This is a genomic window from Pseudomonas sp. HN2 (assembly GCF_020736465.1).
Lineage (GTDB): Bacteria > Pseudomonadota > Gammaproteobacteria > Pseudomonadales > Pseudomonadaceae > Aquipseudomonas > Aquipseudomonas moraviensis_A.
The window spans coordinates 2,182,522-2,200,881 of sequence record NZ_CP085885.1; the positions used below are offsets into that span (position 1 = coordinate 2,182,522).

Annotated in this window: 16 protein-coding genes and 1 pseudogene; 12 read left to right on the forward strand and 5 right to left on the reverse strand. The window is 51.7% G+C overall.

Features of this window, described 5'->3' with window-relative positions:
- The first annotated feature begins 408 nt into the window (after positions 1–408).
- The 3 genes from LIS66_RS09620 to LIS66_RS09630 all read left to right on the forward strand — a co-directional run bounded on the left by LIS66_RS09620 (position 409) and on the right by LIS66_RS09630 (position 5,151).
- A complete protein-coding gene (locus tag LIS66_RS09620) occupies positions 409–1,317 on the forward strand; it encodes a hypothetical protein (protein ID WP_227974090.1) in 909 nt (302 codons plus the stop codon).
- A 211-nt stretch (positions 1,318–1,528) separates the two neighbouring features.
- Entirely contained in the window at positions 1,529–3,484 is a 1,956-nt protein-coding gene (locus LIS66_RS09625) for an ATP-dependent nuclease (protein WP_227974091.1), read from the forward strand.
- Complete coding sequence (locus LIS66_RS09630) at positions 3,481–5,151, forward strand: UvrD-helicase domain-containing protein (RefSeq protein ID WP_227974092.1); 1,671 nt, start codon at positions 3,481–3,483, stop codon at positions 5,149–5,151. The genes LIS66_RS09625 and LIS66_RS09630 overlap by 4 nt, the downstream gene beginning before the upstream one ends.
- 107 nt (positions 5,152–5,258) lie before the next feature.
- Here LIS66_RS09630 and LIS66_RS09635 read toward each other — a convergent pair whose 3' ends face one another.
- Complete coding sequence (locus tag LIS66_RS09635) at positions 5,259–5,651, reverse strand: hypothetical protein (protein ID WP_227974093.1); 393 nt, start codon at positions 5,649–5,651, stop codon at positions 5,259–5,261.
- Between the two features lie 1,024 nt (positions 5,652–6,675).
- Here LIS66_RS09635 and LIS66_RS09640 point away from each other — a divergent pair.
- From LIS66_RS09640 to LIS66_RS09670, 7 genes are all read left to right on the forward strand, one after another.
- The gene (locus LIS66_RS09640; RefSeq protein WP_227974094.1) at positions 6,676–8,124 is read left to right on the forward strand and encodes an SIR2 family protein; all 1,449 of its coding nucleotides are present in this window, start codon (positions 6,676–6,678) and stop codon (positions 8,122–8,124) included.
- Positions 8,125–8,127: 3 nt separating this feature from the next.
- On the forward strand, positions 8,128–8,604 hold the full coding sequence (locus tag LIS66_RS09645; protein WP_227974095.1) for a TIR domain-containing protein: 477 nt from the start codon (positions 8,128–8,130) through the stop codon (positions 8,602–8,604).
- Positions 8,605–8,634: 30 nt separating this feature from the next.
- On the forward strand, positions 8,635–9,168 hold the full coding sequence (locus tag LIS66_RS09650; RefSeq protein WP_227974096.1) for a toll/interleukin-1 receptor domain-containing protein: 534 nt from the start codon (positions 8,635–8,637) through the stop codon (positions 9,166–9,168).
- A gap of 53 nt (positions 9,169–9,221) precedes the next feature.
- The gene (locus LIS66_RS09655) at positions 9,222–9,764 is read left to right on the forward strand and encodes a toll/interleukin-1 receptor domain-containing protein (RefSeq protein ID WP_227974097.1); all 543 of its coding nucleotides are present in this window, start codon (positions 9,222–9,224) and stop codon (positions 9,762–9,764) included.
- 32 nt (positions 9,765–9,796) lie between these two features.
- A complete protein-coding gene (locus tag LIS66_RS09660) occupies positions 9,797–10,666 on the forward strand; it encodes a toll/interleukin-1 receptor domain-containing protein (RefSeq protein ID WP_227974098.1) in 870 nt (289 codons plus the stop codon).
- A 105-nt stretch (positions 10,667–10,771) separates the two neighbouring features.
- A complete protein-coding gene (locus LIS66_RS09665) occupies positions 10,772–11,536 on the forward strand; it encodes a hypothetical protein (protein ID WP_227974099.1) in 765 nt (254 codons plus the stop codon).
- Between the two features lie 1,661 nt (positions 11,537–13,197).
- Complete coding sequence (locus tag LIS66_RS09670; RefSeq protein WP_227974100.1) at positions 13,198–14,331, forward strand: hypothetical protein; 1,134 nt, start codon at positions 13,198–13,200, stop codon at positions 14,329–14,331.
- A 224-nt stretch (positions 14,332–14,555) separates the two neighbouring features.
- On the opposite strand, the gene LIS66_RS09675 is transcribed toward LIS66_RS09670, so the two are convergent.
- The 4 genes and pseudogenes from LIS66_RS09675 to LIS66_RS09690 form a co-directional block, all read right to left on the reverse strand.
- Complete coding sequence (locus LIS66_RS09675; RefSeq protein ID WP_227974101.1) at positions 14,556–15,194, reverse strand: TetR/AcrR family transcriptional regulator; 639 nt, start codon at positions 15,192–15,194, stop codon at positions 14,556–14,558.
- A 24-nt stretch (positions 15,195–15,218) separates the two neighbouring features.
- Positions 15,219–15,577: pseudogene (locus LIS66_RS09680) on the reverse strand (IS66 family transposase zinc-finger binding domain-containing protein); the annotation flags it as partial.
- Positions 15,578–15,659: 82 nt separating this feature from the next.
- Positions 15,660–15,911: a hypothetical protein gene (locus tag LIS66_RS09685; RefSeq protein WP_227974102.1), complete on the reverse strand. Its 252-nt coding sequence runs from the start codon at positions 15,909–15,911 to the stop codon at positions 15,660–15,662.
- A gap of 348 nt (positions 15,912–16,259) precedes the next feature.
- On the reverse strand, positions 16,260–16,895 hold the full coding sequence (locus tag LIS66_RS09690) for a helix-turn-helix domain-containing protein (RefSeq protein ID WP_227974103.1): 636 nt from the start codon (positions 16,893–16,895) through the stop codon (positions 16,260–16,262).
- Between the two features lie 202 nt (positions 16,896–17,097).
- Here LIS66_RS09690 and LIS66_RS09695 point away from each other — a divergent pair, with 202 nt between their 5' ends.
- Together LIS66_RS09695 and LIS66_RS09700 are read left to right on the forward strand one after the other, a co-directional pair.
- Entirely contained in the window at positions 17,098–17,379 is a 282-nt protein-coding gene (locus tag LIS66_RS09695; protein WP_227974104.1) for a hypothetical protein, read from the forward strand.
- Positions 17,380–17,542: 163 nt separating this feature from the next.
- Positions 17,543–18,040: a hypothetical protein gene (locus LIS66_RS09700; protein WP_227974105.1), complete on the forward strand. Its 498-nt coding sequence runs from the start codon at positions 17,543–17,545 to the stop codon at positions 18,038–18,040.
- The last annotated feature ends 320 nt before the right edge of the window (positions 18,041–18,360 follow it).

Here is an 18,360-nt window from a genome sequence, read left to right on the forward strand (position 1 = left end):
TTTCTAGCGCGATAGGTTTTGCAAGATTTCCTGGGTTTCTTGAAATTGACACCGTCCCTCCTGGTCAAGCGCTTATGCAGAATGACGGGATCCCTCATGTCTACTGATGCATCATTTTCGACTACGAGGTGATGCCATCTGAATGACCCTCTTCGTTCAGATCGATATCGCGTCCGTACATCGGATGAACCTTCTCCAGTTTTTATTTTTTCGGCAATCGGCCAGCCTAAGTGCATCGCTGTGTATAACGGAGTTTGTTAAGTCCGGGAGCACGTGCGAAAGGATTGGGGTGACCAATGCGAAGTTTGAGCATGATACAGACGATATTGGGCCAACCGCTCAGCCACTTCAGTTCTGCTGGCAGTATGCTACCTTTGGCTTCTCTCACGGATGGCGAGGACGAAAGCAATGGTCATAGGCAAGTCAATCAACAGCGTCAACAGAATCATCGCGCACTCGCATGGTGCTCGCGAGATGCTGTTTGTGATTGAGCGAGACAAAGTCGATCCAGTCGTTCAGGCGCGGCTGGCGATTGCTCACCTCGAAAAAGACGGTGATTCGATCCTTCCTTCGGTGATTGGAAAAATCAGCGAATTCAATGCTCGCGGCAAGGAGATTAAACGGCGAGATCTCCCGCTAATCAAAAAATCAGTCCCGCAATACCGGAGCTGGAAAGACTGGCATGGTCAAGAGCACAGCGGTGTGCAAATTCGAACAATGGATGTGTATCCCGTCGACTTTGTTCGCCCGCCCATGGAGCATCTTTCTCTCGGCGTCATCGATGGGAAGGAGTACATCGTGACTCGCCGGGTGGAAGTCGATGAGCCGCCCGCAGCGCTTGTTCACCTGGCCAACCTCATGCTCGAGTTTTTCCAGGAATTTGAAATCTTCGACGTTGAGCGTCAGCGTATCGCTAAGGTGCACGCACGACAGTTGCAGTGGGATTTGCTCCCCCCTGGGAAATACCCTTGGAAGAGCGCTGAAGCCATCGTAAAACCCTATCTGGCCGGTCTGCGGGCGTCAGAGCAGGGAGTGATCGAACACAGGATCAGAGAGATCACTCGGTTCGAGCCTGATTTCTTCGCGACGGGCCGAGGGGGATATCAAGGCTACTTCGTCTTTGGTTTTTCCAAGCGTGGGATTTATCTCCTTGAGAGCTCACATTTGGATAACGCCACCTATAAGTTTGGTGAGGATTGGGAAGTCCTATCGACCCTGACCAAGGACGAGATCATTAATGGCGATCACGACCATCAACGTTTCATCCACGATAAAACCTGGGGGCGCAAGATCCGCCAGATGCTCGCATACGCTTAGCGGCAGACGAACTTTTGTCATGTCCCACAAAGAAAAAGCCCCCGAGCCGTCGTAATGGCCTCGGGGCCATTGGCCGCTGTATGTGCTCAATCGTATCTGTACTACTTGCGCGATCGCGCTCGCAATGTCCCGCTGGATCGATTGAGCGTCTGATTGCGACTGGAGCGTAGTTCCTCCCGCACCGCTGGCCCCACAAGGAAAGGATTCTAATTTGAAGCTTCAGTTTGTTCGCATCTGTGGTTTTCAGTCGTTTGGTGCGGAACCAGTCACCGTTGATTTGGCCGACCTCACATTTCTGATCGGGCCCAACGGCTCCGGCAAAACAGCGACTCTCCAAGCGCTTTGTCGTCTCTTTTCGTTTGACCCCAATCAGCGGCGATTGCGTAAATCGGATTTCTTCGTCCCGCACGATGAAGTAGAGGCTCCAGATCAGCGAGCGCTTTGGATTGAGGTTGAGTTCATCTTCCCCGAGCTTAGTGACGACGAGAACGAACACCCGACAATTCCTAGTCATTTTGGGCATATGCGCCTTGATACCCCTGATGGTGTGCCCCGCGTGAGGTATCGTCTGGATGCAACGATTGGCATTGACGATGAAATCGAGCAAAGCCTTGTGTACGTTTTAGATGTTGATGAAGATGACGTTCCGGTCGACATCGCCCCGGTGCCCAGAGACGAGCGAAACTTTATTCAGGTTCACTACCTTCCAGCTCGCCGGGATCCGGCTGACCACATCGCCTATGGTGCAAACGCCTTGCTCGGGCGTTTGCTTCGAGCTGTGAACTGGACTGAGCAGCGCGAGACGATCCAGCAGCTCACTACGGATATTTCCCAGAGCCTGACTCAAAATGAATCAGTGCTCAGCCTCAGTGCCGGCTTGACCAAGACTTGGAAAGAGCTCCACAAGGGACAGTTTTTCACGCAGCCTAGCGTTACATTCATGGCCAACGAAATTGAGTCGCTGTTGCGTCATCTTTCGGTGTCGTTCTCCCCTGGTCATGGCGAGCAGTTGGTCGATTTTTCAAGACTCAGCGATGGCCAAAAGTCGATGCTTTACCTCTCGCTGGTTTTGTCGTCCCAGGCTGTCGGGCGAGCGGTGCTGCATGGCAATGACGACTCCTTTGACGCTGAGAAACTTCGCCCTGCGGTGTTCACCATCGTTGCCCTGGAAGAGCCAGAGAACAGCCTGTCGCCTCATTATCTGGGGCGAATTGTGTCATCCCTCAAAGGGTTGGTCGGTGACGCCAAATACGCCGATTCCCAAGCTCTGATTGCGACACATGCGCCTTCGATGCTTCGCCGCGTAGAACCTTCAGCCGTTAGGTATCTGAGGTTGGACGAGTCGCGCTGCACCGTGGTGACGAAGATACTGATGCCACCGAATGAGAAGGGCGAGGCATACAAGTTTGTGAGGGAGGCAGTGCAGGCCTATCCAGAGGTTTATTTTTCTCGCCTGGTGATCTTGGGGGAGGGCGACAGTGAGGAAATAGTCCTGCCCCGGCTGCTCGCAGCAAAGAAGCTCGAAGTCGATGAGGCAGCTATTACCATTGCCCCGCTAGGTGGTCGTCATATCAACCACTTCTGGAGGCTACTCAGTGGCCTCAAGATCCCTTACGTCACCCTCTTGGATTTGGATGTGGCGCGCTTCGGTGGGGGATGGGGACGCATCAAATACGTCGCGACAGAGATGAAAAAGCATCGCCCAGGCGATCTTTACCTGACTGACGATGAGCTCAAAAATCTACCTGCATGGAATGATCAGACCCACAAACTTCTGCAGATTGAGAAGGATCCGAAATACAAATCCTGCATAGCGAATTTGGAGCCGCTGGGCGTATTTTTTTCAGCGCCAATGGATCTGGATTTTTCCATGCTTAGGGCTTATCCCGCTGCGTACGGGGTAGCCTCTGAAGATCTGGTTGTTCCGAAACTGAGCCAAACCAAGTCCGTGCTGGGCGATAGTCATCACGATCGTTTCCAATACTCATTGATCGAGCGAAAGCACTTTGTCGCCTACCACAAGCGCTTCAAGCTCGATAGCAAGCCCAAGTCGCATATCGAAGCGCTTTCCAAGCTTACTGACGATCAGTTGATAACCAAGATGCCCGCATCTCTTAATCGTCTAGCAGACTTCGTCATCGCCAAGATCGAAGGGCTTTCGGAATGACCTCTCCGGAAAATTGGAAACCCTCCGAAGGCATTATTTTGGAGCCAAATGCGGAGGTAGCGGTCAGGGAGGTCAAACGGTGCGTGGCGTTGACTGCAGGCCCGGGCGCCGGTAAGTCTGAGCTGCTTGCCCAGCGTGCTGACTTTCTGCTGACCACGGGGGCATGCCGTTATCCAAGGAGGATATTGGCCATTGCCTTCAAGGTGGATGCGAGCAATAACCTCAAAGAGCGGGTATGGCGGCGATGCGGGCCCGACTACGCCAGCCGGTTCGACAGCTACACATTCCATGGCTTCGCGAAGCGAATTATCGAACGATTTCGGCCTGTTCTCACCGGCGACGATGCGCTAGACGCGGGTTTTCGAGTGGTGCCCAAAGGGAAGGCGCACCCTGTCCAGACCGAGTTCGGACTTCTGATCCCGTTGGCTCTGAAGATCCTCGACGTCTATCCCATGGCAGCTAATGCCATCAGGCAAACCTACAGTGATGTGTTTCTCGATGAGTTTCAGGACTGCACGGACGAGCAGTACGCGCTGGTCAGCAAGATTTTTGGTGGTACGGCGCGCCGGATCACTGCGGTCGGGGATGTGAAACAGAAAATCATGGGCTGGGCCGGCGCGCTTGACGGCATATTCGGAAAGTTTGAAGCGGATTTTGCAGCCAATCATCTAAACATCTACCGCAATTTTCGCTCTCAACCTCAGCTTCTTAGGCTGCAGAACGACCTCATCAAAGTGCTCGATCCCGGTTCTGAAATGCCCGCAGAGCTTTTGGGTGGCGAGGGCGGTGAGATCCTGCTTCAATCTTTCAAGGACTGCACCGACGAGGCCTTCAGTCTTGCCCATCAGATCAACACTTGGATCAACGTCGAGGGTGTGGCACCCTCCGAAATTGCGGTGTTGGTCAGGAGTTATCCTGAGGCCTACACCGTCCGATTGACCTCTGCGCTTGATGGGCTGGGTATCGCCTATCGCAACGAAAATCAAATGCAGGACATCACCACCGAGCCCATTGCCTTGGTCGTCGTGGACTTCCTGCTGTGCCTTTATGGTTCGCGGGAGCCAAAAGCCTGGACGCGGTTGTTGAGGCGGATCATTCCAGCCGATGATGACGACTATGGGGGCTCCGTGCGAAACGATTGGAACAGGTTCATCAAGGAAGCACGCAAGACTGCTGCCGAAGATCTCGCCGCAAAAAACTATGCCCAGAGGTGGACGCTACTAAAAGAGTTTCTGTCCATGGTGGGTGTGAGCCTGCTGACGGGCCTTTCCCATGATTACGAGTCGCGTGATCGTTTGAAGGAGGTCATCCGTGATCTCAAGAAGCATATTGATGCTGCACTAGACCAGGAGCCTGACCTGCACAAGGCCCTTGCCCAGCTGTCTGATGACCAGTCAATTCGCATCCTGACCGTTCACAAGAGCAAGGGCCTTGAGTTTGATTCGGTCATATTGCTAGGTCTGGAGAAAGAGGCCTATTGGGGCAATGACACCCATGAGGTTCGATGCACTTTCTTCGTGGGTATTTCCCGCGCCAAGAGGCGTCTTGTGGTCACAACGGCTAAGACAAGAGACAAGCTTGCCGACATAAGCAGCTGGAAAACCGTGCGTAAGTCACATGAAGAGTTTCTTGGCTACGTTGAGAAATGGCAAGCACCTGCGGGGTGACTGCGAAGTACACACGAGAAATGGAGCCCCCAGTTCAAACGTCTTCAAGTGAAAAATATGACCCGCTGCGAGAGCCCACTCTGGATTAGATACTCATCTCCTACAAGTTACGGATAATAGCTCAGGTGCCCCGGAAAGTCGGCAGGGTGTCCTGCGACCGCTCGACCTTTGAGGTAAGGCATGTCGAGCAAGGTGCCGAGCGTTGTTAGCAGTGTGAAATCCAAGACTTCATAAGTTGGCAACGTAAGCCGGGCATGTAGATTGATATGTCCGAGTGGCTGCTTGTTCCTAATCAACCGTTTCAGTTCCGCTACCTCCGTGTGAAAGATGGGCCCTTTTCCGTCTTCCTGTACATATCCCAAAGTGTAGAACAAAGGAACGGCAAGCAGTTCTTGGAGAGGCTCCTGCAGGCTACTTGTGACCTCGAAGCACTTCTGGGAGAAGTCCTCATAGCCACAGCCGTCTAGCTCAGAAATCCCACACTCTTGAATCAGGGGCATCACATCTTCGATCCCAGTGGGAATTCCGTTCGGCTGCGTCGAAACATTTGAGGGTGTAAACCTACTTTTTGATCTGTAAACCACAGCGGTTAACAGTTAATAAAAGTGGTTAACAGGGGCACCCATGCTGTTTAGTTGTGAGCGTTTCAGTCGCCTCGTCGTGGCTTGCTCGACTTGGTGGCCACGCCCGAAATGCCTTTTTGACTGACTCCGGGTATGAGACTTTGCAGGAGTTGCTGGAGCAGCGGGAGGAGGGTGACCGTCTGGTGACGTCATCATCCCGCATCAGCGTCGCGGTTTTCTGCGATTCATCGATAGCCTATCTGAATTTCCGAACTATCGCTGGGCTGCCAGTCACGGAGCGCGATGTGGAGGAGAGAGTTGCCACCGCCGTCGAGATCTTCCTGACGGGAATAACTTGTGAGTAATGAGGTTTTGGCGGGCCTGCGCATCCGACAAGAAGATCGTAACCTAATAGTCAATAGTCTGAGCTACCGAGTTGTCCTAATCTCGTTGTTTACGCCGACCAGCGCGTCAAAGATTGCGCTCATCGGAGCTCAGATTCCGGCTGAAGAACTGGGCCTGTCGGGCGCAAGCAGCTCAGCCTGACGGATACAGCCGCGCCCCCTTTTAGGCTCAAATTGAGCCGAAGCTCATCCCGGCAATCCCCTCTTCGCGTGATCTGTGTTCGGTTACCCGCGTCAACCTTGACTAACAAAATTAACAATACGTTCACTAATATAAAACTAGGGGAATAAATGTCGGCTGGAGGAATGCGAAGTCCTCTAGATTAATCCAATTGGAATCCGTGTCTAAAAGATGGATTTGCCCAATTTGATACTACAGCAATCGGTTTTTTGAGATCTATTTTTTTTGATAATTTCAAGGCGACTTTAGTCGCACAGCTATATTCAGAGATATTGGCGTAGCTTTAATTAGCGAGCCGTTCAGTGGCTCTAGACTGCGTCGTGTTCTTAGACCGCCGCAGATTGTTTGCTGGCGAGTATCTAAGGAAGACGCTTGTATGCGGAAAAAGTTTTCAGCAGAAATTGAAATTTTTATTCGTCGGTACGTTCGGGATTTGAATGAGGGTGTTGCCGCAGTCTTCGCGGGGGCCGGGCTTTCTCGGGACAGCGGCTATGTGAACTGGCCAGAGCTGATGCGAGAAGTGGCGGAAGAACTAGGGCTTTCGGTTGACAAAGAGCACGACTTGGTCTCGCTCGCCCAGTTTCACGTTAACGAGCGCAGCGGATCAGGTGGACTGGCGCGTCGCATCATTGATGAGTTCTCCGAGCATGCGGAGCCCTCGCAATCGCACCAAATTCTGGCCCGGTTGCCGATCAGAACATACTGGACGACCAACTACGACCAGCTTATTGAAGGCACGCTGCGTAAAAATCAGCGGGTTCCGGATGTAAAGCATCAGGTTTCTGACCTTTTGACCACGCGGCCGAAACGTGATGCCGTGGTTTACAAAATGCACGGCGATGCCCTGTCTCCCAACCAAGCCATTCTTCATAAATCTCAGTACGAGCAGTACTACAAGACGCATGAAGCATTTGTCACCGCTTTGAGCGGTGATTTGATCTCCAAGACCTTCCTGTTCATTGGCTTCAGCTTCACCGATCCGAACCTTGACTATGTATTGAGTCGACTGCACGTGCCACCGCATGCGCGGCGGGAGCACTACTGCTTCTTGCGCCGCGAGCCCTCCACTCCGTATGAAAAGGAAGATGCTGAGGCAGTCCGCTACCGCCGGCGCAAGCAGGAATTGCACATCCAAGACCTAAAGCGTTTTGGAATCCAAACGCTCCTGGTCGAGGAGTACGACGACATCCCCAAGATTCTGAGAGCCATTGAGGAGCAGTTCCTCAAGAAAACTATCTTTATTGCGGGTAGCGCGGAAGAATACGGTGATTGGGAAAAGAATGATGCGCTGAACTTCATCCACACACTCTCATCCAGCCTCGTTCGAGCCGGTTACCGGGTGGTGAATGGATTTGGTTGGGGGGTCGGAAGCGCCGTGATCAACGGTGCCTTGGACGCCATCTACTCAAATCCAGAGAAGTATTCAGAAGATCAGTTGGTCATGAGGCCGTTTCCCCAAGTGGCATCGCAAGGCCAGGATTTGGGGGTGTTATGGCAACAGTACCGCGAGCGCATGATCTCGCTGTCAGGCATTGCGTTGTTTGTCTTTGGCAATAAGGTTGGCCAAAACGGCATCGAAAACGCCGGGGGTGTCCAAAAGGAATTTGACATCGCCGTTGCCCAGGGCGTCGTTCCGGTACCTATTGGCGTGACTGGCTATATGGCGAAGGAATTGGCCGAGAAGGTGATTGCAGACCCCGCTACATATGTGCCTGAAGATCTTTGGCTGGCTGATGAATTGAAGAAACTAAACGATCGTTCGACTGGTGCCAAAGCTATCGAGGATACAGTGCTCAGAATCGTCAAGAAACTGGAGGGGGCGTGAACCATGAAACGTAATATTTTTTACAGCTTTCATTTTGGCAAGGATGTATTGCGCGTCCAGCAGATTCGTAATATGGGTGTTATCGATGGAGATGAACCGGTCAGCCCAAACCGCTGGGAAGAAATCAAGCGTTCGGATGAGGGAGTGAAGCGTTGGATCACCGAGAATCTCCAACGTAAGACCTGTCTGGTGGTTTTGATCGGAGCGGAAACCGCGAGCCGTAAGTGGGTGCGATACGAAATCATGAGGGCTTGGGAGCTCGGTATTCCAGTGCTAGGTATTCGTATCCATAACCTCAAATGCCCGAACGCTGGCATCGGGGTATATGGAACTAATCCCTTCAGCACCTTGACTCTGAAGCGGGCCAACGGAACCGTCTATACACCTAAGGTGTACGATCCAAGCTCAAATGACGCCTACGGGGTCATCAAAGCAAATCTGCCTACCTGGATCGAGACGGCTATCAATGAGTGCGCGTGAGCGCACCCCCTCATTCTTAAGAGGTGTTAGATGGCTTTCTTCACCAAAGAGCAGGCGAGGGCTGCTGCACGCCGCTCGGAAAAGCCGCTCGACCAAGTCGCAGGACTTGAGTCCTACTCGGATGAGCGGTTCGACGTGTTTTTGTCCCATTCGATGCTGGATCAAGATCTGGTAAAAGGCGTGGCAACGCTGCTTAAAGAGCAGGGGTACAGCGTTTACATTGATTGGGTTGAAGATGAAGAGCTGGATCGAGAGCGTGTCGACAAGAAAACGGCGGAGCGCTTGCGTCAGCGCATGCGCAACTCCTCAAGCTTAGTCTACATAGCGACTGACCGATCTGGGCTTTCAAAATGGATGCCTTGGGAGCTGGGCTATTTTGACGGCTACAAGAAAGGTGGTGTCGCTATCCTTCCCTTGGTAGATGCTGTGAGTTCCGGATTCGATGGGCAGGAATACTTAGGTTTGTATCCCGTGATCAATCAGCTGGATCAGCGATTGTACGTAGAGGGTTCATCTGAAGATCGCTCAGATTTTTGGGCTTTTGTAAATGAACCGTATCGATAGGGGGCTTACCCCGACCTCTGGAACCGTTAGTAAGCAATTAATGGCTGAGTAAAATGGCTCGCAATGTCACCAGAACCGAATTAAAAAATATAGCTGCCAATGCTTCTCGGAGCCGCCATTTCACGAAATCTTTGGCTGCATCAGCGCACAACCTGACATTTATTTCACATTCCAGCAAAGACGGGGAGTTAGTGGAAGGGGCCATCGAGGTTATCGCTAACCACGGGGGGCTACCTTATATCGATGAGGTAGACCCGGCTATGCCGAGTCACACGTCGGAAGAGACGGCCCAGTTATTAAAGAAGCGGATTTTTGAGTGCAAACGATTCGTGCTCCTCACAAGTCCCAATAGTAAAGATAGCCGATGGGTTCCGTGGGAGTTGGGCGTCGCCGATGGAAAAAAGGGGATTCACGCAATCGCCATTTTCGGTGCTTCTGATTCTGCGGGTGATGATGGCTGGTCATCTTGGGAATACATGGGTTTGTATCAAAGAATCATTTGGGGAAGGCTTGGGGGCTACGCAAATGAGCTATGGATGGTTTATTCACAAAAAACGAATTCAGCCGTAACTCTTGAGTCTTGGCTGTGCAGTTGAGTTCCAGCCCTATAGCTGGTGTTCGAATTCTCGTGAAAAAGATAGAGGGCAATATGTATCTCGGTTTTGAACTTGAACACTACGAGCCGTTCGAGATGATCAGTAATGCGGCTATTGAAAGTTACCGTAAGCAGGCCCGCAACGCAACGGTCAATGACTTGGCTGACTATATAATAGGTCAGATTGATAAAAAGGACGTGATCGACGCGAAGAAGCTCGCTAAAAAAATATTCCCACAACAGCAAGCTCATGTGTTCCTGTCGCATTCTCATCGCGATGAGCGTGAAGCCATCGAGTTTGCGCTCTCCCTGGAGAAACGAGGTGTTGAAGTCTTCGTAGACTCCTGCGTGTGGGGCTATGTGGGCGATTTGCTATTGAAGATCAATGCTCATTACTCGGACAAGGAAGAGGCGGGCGGCGTTACTAACTTCTCCTACGATAAATGCAATGAGGTGGCGGCGTCTCTGTTTTTGATGCTAAATGAGGAGTTGCATCGAATGATTGATGCAACGGAGTGTTTCATCTTTTTCAACACTCAAAATTCCGTGAGTATCAAAGGGCATGAGGGGTTCGCTGAAGGAGATCGCACGCTTTCTCCCTGGATTTATTCAGAGTTGGCTTTTAGTGCTAAGACGCGATACCAGTTGGAGCCTCGCGAGCGCCTGCCGAGAGGCATTGTAGGTGCGATGGAGTCACATAAAGTGCAAAAGGCGATGGCATCTGCATCTTTCGCATTCGAGATCATAAATTTACACTTGCCTAAGCTCAGCGGTAACGATATGAAATCGTTGGCTGATAAGACGCCCCATTCTGGGTTTTTCTGGCTAGATGCGCTGTATTACGAGCATGATTTGGAGAGTGAGTTCATTAATAGATGTCATACCGCTGTTCTAAAAAGCTAACTATGATTTCCCGCTGCAGGTGGTCGAACCAGGAACTGACTCGACTTACTCTGTTTAGCAGCACAAAGGTTGGATGGATAATTGATCAGGGAATAAAGGTAGGTTATGGGAGCAACAGGCAGTATTTCGGGTAATCAGTACTCCGAAGCAGATATCTTAACTGAACGCTATCTCAGGATGAGGGAGGAGCCACTCTTCAACGCTGACGACGAGTTGGTAGTGCCAGTTAGAAACATCAATCGCCCGCATTTTCGTCGGGTGGGACGAGCATCATTTGGCGCGAGAGTTGGAAGGAGTGAAAATAATCCAACTCATAATGAATGCGTGGATCTTATTTTTGAGCGCTTATCAAACAATGACCGCGCCAATCGCTTGATTACTTATGTGTTTGCGCCTAATACTCCGCGCTCGGAGCAGGTTTTTTTCGCTCCGGGTGTTACAAGCGATTATCGCTGGTATAAGGAAAGTGACGCGCGCATCGCCTTCGATGACGGTACGTATATTCAGCCAGATCTGGCTGGTCGAGACGCTAATCGGTTCTTTCCACGCGCTAATTGTCCCAACATCATCATTGAGGTAGTACGTACACACGCGCCTGAGGTAGAAACATTCCGGCGGCTGTACGAGGTGTCCTTGGCGAATACGATCGTGGTGTTTTATTTCGTCGCCCAAGACAAGGTCAGTGGGATTTTAAATCACATGACGGTGACCGAAGCGCTTTTCACCTTGCGAGTTTCCCATTACATGATGGGCGGGCAGCTGTACAACAATGGCGAACCAGCTTGTGCCCGTCGTGAGGATGAGGAGTTAGGGCATTGGTTCCGCTACCTGCAAGGAGCGTACTTTGAGCCAGCAATGCGTAAGGCCTAGAAGGCCGTAGCATCCGGGCTACATGGCATCGCCAATCCACTAGCTATCAATGGCCACGGTGGCTCTGTTAATTCGACATCCTCATCGCGAATGTGCGAGCGACACTCGGTAACAGCCCTGATGATTGTTTCCAACTTGTGGAGGAGGTGCTTACAAGGGTGGAAGTCCCTGCTCCGGTTGCTACCTTAAAAGCGGCTCTAGGCTATCTATGGCTCGTTTCACGTTTCTTGCGATGGTTGCTCTGTGTTTCGCCGACCCCTCCCAAAACCCTCGGAGATGCGCAATCGAAAGCGCCACTTCGACGTCCCCTCCGTCTAACGCGGTACGAAGTTTGGACTCGGCGAATTCGGTATGTCTAAGAAATTCCTTTTCAGCAGCTTCCAAGGCATCAGCATAGCTTCTATGAATGCCAGATTCGCAGAGGTCTTCTATGAGGAAACACCATTGATTTGGAGACACTTGGCCGATCTCAGCGTTTCTATGCTCCTCGACGGAGATGAAAGGTAGGGTCGGGTGGGGAAGTCTGTGCCTGGTCATACGCTGCCTTTTATTTTTCTTGTTCGATTTCCTTCAGTATTCATGCTGAGCACGATGGCGTGCAAGGCTCCGTATGATGTCAGTCCGACAAGTGCCGGGTTAACTTTCCTTCGGGCAAGCGTTGTCCCCATGGTCGGTAACAAGTCCTGCTTGCGTGATCAGCTGCAACTACTAACTCCTCAATTTCTTTCAAAAGCCCTGGCAATTGAGTCGTCATGCCAGGGCCGAGAAGTAGTCGAGCCGTTACGTCTCGCGACCCAGAAGGCAGATGGTGGTAAATGTAGGGGCCAGCAGAACTGTGATCTAGCGCCATTTACTGGGCGTGGATTCGAACCGTTGGCGATAGTCGAGACGTTACTCGCAGCTAAGGTGGTTCAGCACCTACTCCACCGGAGTTCGTGATGGAAAGAGCACGGCGACCCTCAAGAGGCCTAAAAAGAACGTGTTGCATCCCAACGAACAGAATGCCCGCTCGCTTTCAGGTTTTGCAGACAAAGTTTTCGACAGGCACACGTACACCCCGTCTCAAATTGCAGATCATATTGCAGGATGTGTGGCAAACTTCCGACTTAGTCATGCTTGGAGTTGGCCAGGGCCGCAATGGATCGGGGTGACTATCGAGCGGCGTTGCAGTCGTCACGGCAGACGCTGAAAATGCTAACACTGAAAGCCCGTAAGTGGCCCTGCATGCAATCAGTGTGTTTTCACCGCCCAACTTGCCAGGATGGTGATCACCCCAAAACTGAGCAACCTCTGCGGTTCTATTTTGTGCGAAGCTTCGTGGAACCAACACATTCGAGCATGCGGACAAACAGTCGCTGATCGATGCTCTGGCCCGGATTCTTGGATTTGGCCGGCATACCTTGGTCTGACGGTTCTTTAATCAGAGACTGGCCTTCGGGTTGGTAAACCACAAGAAGATTTCCTCTAGCTATTGGGTAGTCGATTTGAAATTAAGTACTGATGGCCTGACGTTAAGTCGCTATGAGACGAGAATTATTAGAACGTGTTGCGGTTGTAGCAGGGAATACCGCATCCATGATTATAAGGGAATGAGCGAGCGGCATTTTTACAGGCCAACCAACTATAAGAATGGTTGTGAGCGGAACTGTCTGGAGTGCTGGTTGGGTGTCTCTGACCTGGAAGATGCACTCTTATCAAAGAGTGAAAGCTTGGCGATCGAGGTCGAAGCGGTTCGTGACCATAGGCATTGGTATGATGTATCAATTTGTCAAGCGACTGATCAGGGCGACCTCTCTGCGACTTACAGCCCATACTTCAATAAGGGCTGTCATTTAGCGATACTTCCGCTGTCGCGACTGGTTACTGATCGCTCGGTTTTTCTACCCTATGGCGTCATGATCTACCCCCAGGGCCGATTGAATTTGGATGCTATAAATCTCAATAATAAGCAGTTGACCAAGCCAGCCTCATCTCAGGTCGGTGCTTCTGGAGTAAGCCTTCAGGAATTCAATAAATATCCTCTTCTGGTGGTGCCATTAAGGTTTTCTTGGGATTCGCTCGTACTCGGGAATCACCAAAGTCACATGGAGTTGATAGTAAGCATATCCGAAATCGTAGATGCCTTGTCTTTCGACATGATCAATTACATGTACTGCAAGCTGGAGCACCTATCCTCTGAAACCATGCCGGCGTCCCCTGGACAGTTATCGTCCAAGCCAATGATGTCGGGTGCTGTGCTGGTGAAGTCTGGTGGGATGGATTCCGTTCTCCTAGCAGGGGCGGCTTTCACCCATACCATAACCAAGGGCCTCGGGCTTGACCTACGGCCGCCTGAGTGGGATAGATTCCCTGTGGGTGGAGACGTCGGCATTATTGCAGCACATGCGTTGTCGTTGTACTCCCAAATGCTTAAGGTGCAATCTGCAACTTCGAAGTTTGTGCAAGCACTCAGTTTGATCGAGTTTTTAGCCTACCCCAAAGAATATCAGCCCTTCAAAAAGATAAAAACTGTGGTATCGAGGTACGTGGCTGATAGCATGGGAGAGCGTAAACGAGTACTTGACAGATTCGAAGTGCTGACCAGTAAAGTAGATGAAGTTACGGGGGAGCAAATAGGCCTTCGTACAAGGATCGTTCACATTGGTTCGCGACTTGAGCAGTTGGTTAAAAGTCGTCGTGAGCGAGAGAAAATATTTGCTGAACTCGATAGTTACATTCGGAAGATGATTGACCACATGATCGAGCACTCTCGTATGACTTGGGATGAATACGAGGCTGTTAAGGCATCCATGTGAGGCCTTCGCGTCAGTAGGGCACGGTGCTTGCTGGGTGATCGCAACCACGCTGGCATCCAGCCGAACAGGTTCCCAGATTGGTAGGGATCTGAACTCTAGTTGAGGCCAAGGACAAGTGGCATTTGGTGACGCCAGTCTTGTCGCAATGTCTGGTGAGTCGCTTAAGTGCCAAGCTCCGGCGTAAGCGTCCGCTGAATACGCATTGCGTATCAGCAACTATTGCTTCAGCCCACTGATACCAGCATTCCCCTGACAACTGTATCCCCATGCTGCTTGGCAAGCGCCTGGAGGTCGGGGGCATAAGGACTGGCTAAACCGAACATTTCTTGAAATAGCGCGCCGGCAACCATGGGGCCCAGCACTGAAAAAGCGTACAGGGTCGGGTCACCAGGCCGAACCTCACCGCGCTGCTGCGCTTCGGCGATGATTCCGGTCATCAACCGCAGCATCTGTGCAACAACATTGTCGTGCCAAATCGTCGCCAGATCAGGAAAGGTTCGACTTTCGCCTATGACGAGTCGGGCAAGAGCTGGAACTCGACTATCCCCCATCCGACCGGCTGCAGCGTTGAGGATCAAAGGTACCAGTTCACGAAGCGTCCCCCGAAAACCGGTAGCTATCAGTTCGATACTTTGCAGGTTGATTGAAACGGCGTGCTGGACGACTGCGCGAAACAGGTCTTCTTTCGTGTCAAAATAGCGGTAAAGCGTACCTTTTACCACGCCCGCTCTCTTCGCCACATCGCCCAACTTGGCAGCAGCGAAACCACTTTCCGAAAATATATCCAAGGCCGCCTCGATTATCTCAGCAGGCCGCGCCTCCTTGCGCCGGTTCCATTTGGGTTTGGTATCTGTAGAGTCCATCGACTAGCCTGATCTCTTAAATTCGCACGCCCATTTTCCACGGATATGACGCTCGACAGTGAAGACGCCCGGTGTGTAGTCGAGTTTTCGCTGGCATCTTCGCCAATACGTTTGATGGCACAGCCACATTGGCAGTGGCTGTTGTCCGACTCGTGATGGATCAGCGTGCGTGGAAATTGCGGTGGCAGTGGTACGCGCTTGGGTTGCTGACGAACTTTGGTTTCGACAGCTGCTGGTTGCAGCGCCTCAAGCTGCGCTTGGATAGCCGCGATATCGGTGTCGATCAAATCGTCGAGCAAGCTGGCCTGATCCGGACTTAGCTGCTCGCTGCGCTTGGCAAATTTGAAGCGCTTTAGAAGCGCGATCTCGTGAGCCAGTTTCTCGTTGACCGACTTGTGGTGGGTACCCACATGTGACGAGCACCGCCATTGGCTTTTGCCTGGTTCATGAGTTGGCTGTCGATTGTCACAAGCGCCATGCGGTACTGCTGGCAACCTCCAGAAGGCGCGTGTGGGCTGTCTGAGCCATGAACTGCTTCCGCTTGAAGATGTGCGCCGAAGCCCCGTCAAAAGTGAATGATGCAAGTAAATCCCCCTGCAGCACTGAACTACCGTCAGGAAATATTTTCTTTCCTACGGCGCGATCACCCTCGATTTTTTGCAGGATACGCTCAGCATTGCGTCCTTGTTCGGTCAGCTGAGTACGCTGGTCAATCAAAGTCGTATGGCCTCGGCGAACAGCACCGGCACATTATGCTTGATGCGGATCTTCGTGATGATGTCGGGGTACGCAAGGGAGCACTCCGGCATCAATCAACACCTTCTGAATTTTCGGTTCCGTCATAAGGCCCAAAGCATGTCGAGATCACCAAGGTGAATCAGACTCTGAGCTCCCAACGAAATAGCTACATGCCAGAACTTTTTTGTGGTGGCTAAGTGATTCTAGGTGCCACAGGCTTTGCGATCTTTCCTGATATGGTTATCAGGTCGCGCATCTGCCAACTGCTTCTTCTCGCTTACTTCTTAGGCTTGGTATGCCCTAGCGTGTTGCAAGCCTCCCGCTGAGTCAGCCTTCAACTGGTACCGACCGTTCCCAAAGAAACCCCACGGTTGATCGACTCATCCCCAGCCTTCTGGCGGTCTCTGCCTTGCTCAAGCCAATCTCTTTGCACTCCAGCACATTTTTCAGCTTGATCAGATTCACCGGTCGAGCGGCAGGCCGCTTCACTAGATCAAATCCAGCAAGATGCGCGGCGATGTCAGCATCACTGACGCGTTCTTGGAGGGTTTCCAATTCCTCGGCGGCTTTTGCGAGCAAAGTAGAGGAGGGCGTCTTGTTATGAGTCGAGAGAATTAGTGCCATGAAAGCCAAAGGGCTCATGCCAAGAGCCTCGGCAAGTTCTACAAATTTATCAATAGTGGGGCTGCTTTCGGCGTTCTCGATTTTGCTCAGGTATGTGCGCGATGCTGCATGGGCAAGATTTTCCTGAGTGAAGCCTAGATTCCCTCGAACTGCTCGAACGACCGCTGCCAGTGCTGGCTTCAACAAGATGATGTCCTCAAAAAAGAGGATGTAGCCATGTTGCCGTGTACAGTTACACGTCATATGATGTATAAAACTGGACGACGTGCTGGCGGTGATCTCGCTTGCGCTGGCCGGCGCACCAATCAGCAGCGTGGTAGGACACGGCGGGCTCAGCATCCACAGCCTTGGGTACAGTTTGCGTACGCAGCGTGACTGCGGTTGGAGGCTCACTCAATTCCTCCAATTATTTACTAAATCGCACTGGGTACTGGGGGTCTACTGGAAGGCAGGTCGGAGTAATCGCTCGTCGTTCGTATAGTTTCATCAATTGTCGAGAATCAAGCAGATGTTCAATTGTGATTGTGCGCGAGACCGCTGGATGGCCGAGGAACACCAGAGCGCTTTACAAGGCTTGCCTCCAGAAGTCGTCCGGGCTCAGCACGTCGACTGGTCGGTCGGTGTCGACGCATTCCTATTCGGCGCCGCGAGAGTGGGGGAGCGCTATGTCGCGCTTGTCTACAGCGACCAATCGGGAGTGTCGAAAAACGGTATGACAATCGCGACACCTCCCGTGCGGTGTATCGTCGAGAAGGACGGCTTCAAGCTGGTTCGCAGTGTCGGAGGAGATCATTACGTGATCACAAGCGAGCACGATTGTTGAAGCCTAAAGGCCCCGACTGTCTTCAGCCCGATCGGAGACGAAAAGGACAGTAACCCCAACTTCGTTTTCAAACATGTGCCGCTTGAACGACGCCATCACGAAGCGTTTGATGGGTATTCATATAGCCGCGCCTGCCGAAAACCGATGCGCTTAAGGATGAAAAATGGCTGACCTCGAAAAAATAACCGTGACTATCAAGAATTATGACGTCCAAGCGCAAGGCGATCTTGATGCTCTTTACAGTCGAGTGAGACTTGAAGATGTAAATGGAGAAACATTCTATTTTAAACAGGTGGTTGTTCCGAAATACCTGAAAATTCACGGTGCGATGGCGACCGAGACTCCACGAACCTGGTATTTCAAAAGAATCTCCAAAAAGACCATTGTGGTGCTCGCTTTTGAAAACAAAGCCGGAAAAGTTGAATACGATCTGGATGACATCCGATTGATCGCTAGATCGACAATATTGAAAGGTGTTGTGTTCTCGCTAGGCTCAATTCCTGCCGCCATTATTGCTGCTACGGCCACATTTGGGCTTGGGTTAGTGATCATGCCTATGGGCCTCTGGTACGGATACAGGAACATTTTCAAGCTACCTGCAATGCTGAGTCGCAAGACACTCCTTAACGATTTTGCGCAGCACGGAATAATAGTTCGTTAATTTCCAGGAATGTCGTTTGGACATGCGTTTCTGCTGCGGTAGTCGAGAGGCTGCTAACTTATGAAGCTGAACTCCCTGTCTCCCGTCCGACCTTCGCTTGGGTGGCGTAGCCTGGGCTTGCAATCTATGGATAAGGCTAACGGACAACTGCGCAGCACCCACTCAACTAACCATGAGTACTTACGTGCTCTCAGGGCGTCGTAATGAGTGATATCTGGTTACGAGAACGGGAACGAAGGAAGGCGCTATGGCAGCTCGCTGAACTGGTACCAGGTGATCAAAGCGCACGATCGATCCTGAAACGATTGGATGAGCTTGAA

Coding starts and splice junctions, on each gene's coding strand:
- LIS66_RS09645 (WP_227974095.1), top strand. CDS start 8,128: ATGAAACGTAATATTTTTTACAGCTTTCATTTTGGCAAGGATGTATTG.
- LIS66_RS09640 (WP_227974094.1), top strand. CDS start 6,676: ATGCGGAAAAAGTTTTCAGCAGAAATTGAAATTTTTATTCGTCGGTAC.
- LIS66_RS09700 (WP_227974105.1), top strand. CDS start 17,543: ATGGCTGACCTCGAAAAAATAACCGTGACTATCAAGAATTATGACGTC.
- LIS66_RS09690 (WP_227974103.1), bottom strand. CDS start 16,895: ATGCTGAGCCCGCCGTGTCCTACCACGCTGCTGATTGGTGCGCCGGCC.
- LIS66_RS09635 (WP_227974093.1), bottom strand. CDS start 5,651: ATGCCCCTGATTCAAGAGTGTGGGATTTCTGAGCTAGACGGCTGTGGC.
- LIS66_RS09655 (WP_227974097.1), top strand. CDS start 9,222: ATGGCTCGCAATGTCACCAGAACCGAATTAAAAAATATAGCTGCCAAT.
- LIS66_RS09650 (WP_227974096.1), top strand. CDS start 8,635: ATGGCTTTCTTCACCAAAGAGCAGGCGAGGGCTGCTGCACGCCGCTCG.
- LIS66_RS09695 (WP_227974104.1), top strand. CDS start 17,098: ATGGCCGAGGAACACCAGAGCGCTTTACAAGGCTTGCCTCCAGAAGTC.
- LIS66_RS09630 (WP_227974092.1), top strand. CDS start 3,481: ATGACCTCTCCGGAAAATTGGAAACCCTCCGAAGGCATTATTTTGGAG.
- LIS66_RS09665 (WP_227974099.1), top strand. CDS start 10,772: ATGGGAGCAACAGGCAGTATTTCGGGTAATCAGTACTCCGAAGCAGAT.
- LIS66_RS09620 (WP_227974090.1), top strand. CDS start 409: ATGGTCATAGGCAAGTCAATCAACAGCGTCAACAGAATCATCGCGCAC.
- LIS66_RS09675 (WP_227974101.1), bottom strand. CDS start 15,194: ATGGACTCTACAGATACCAAACCCAAATGGAACCGGCGCAAGGAGGCG.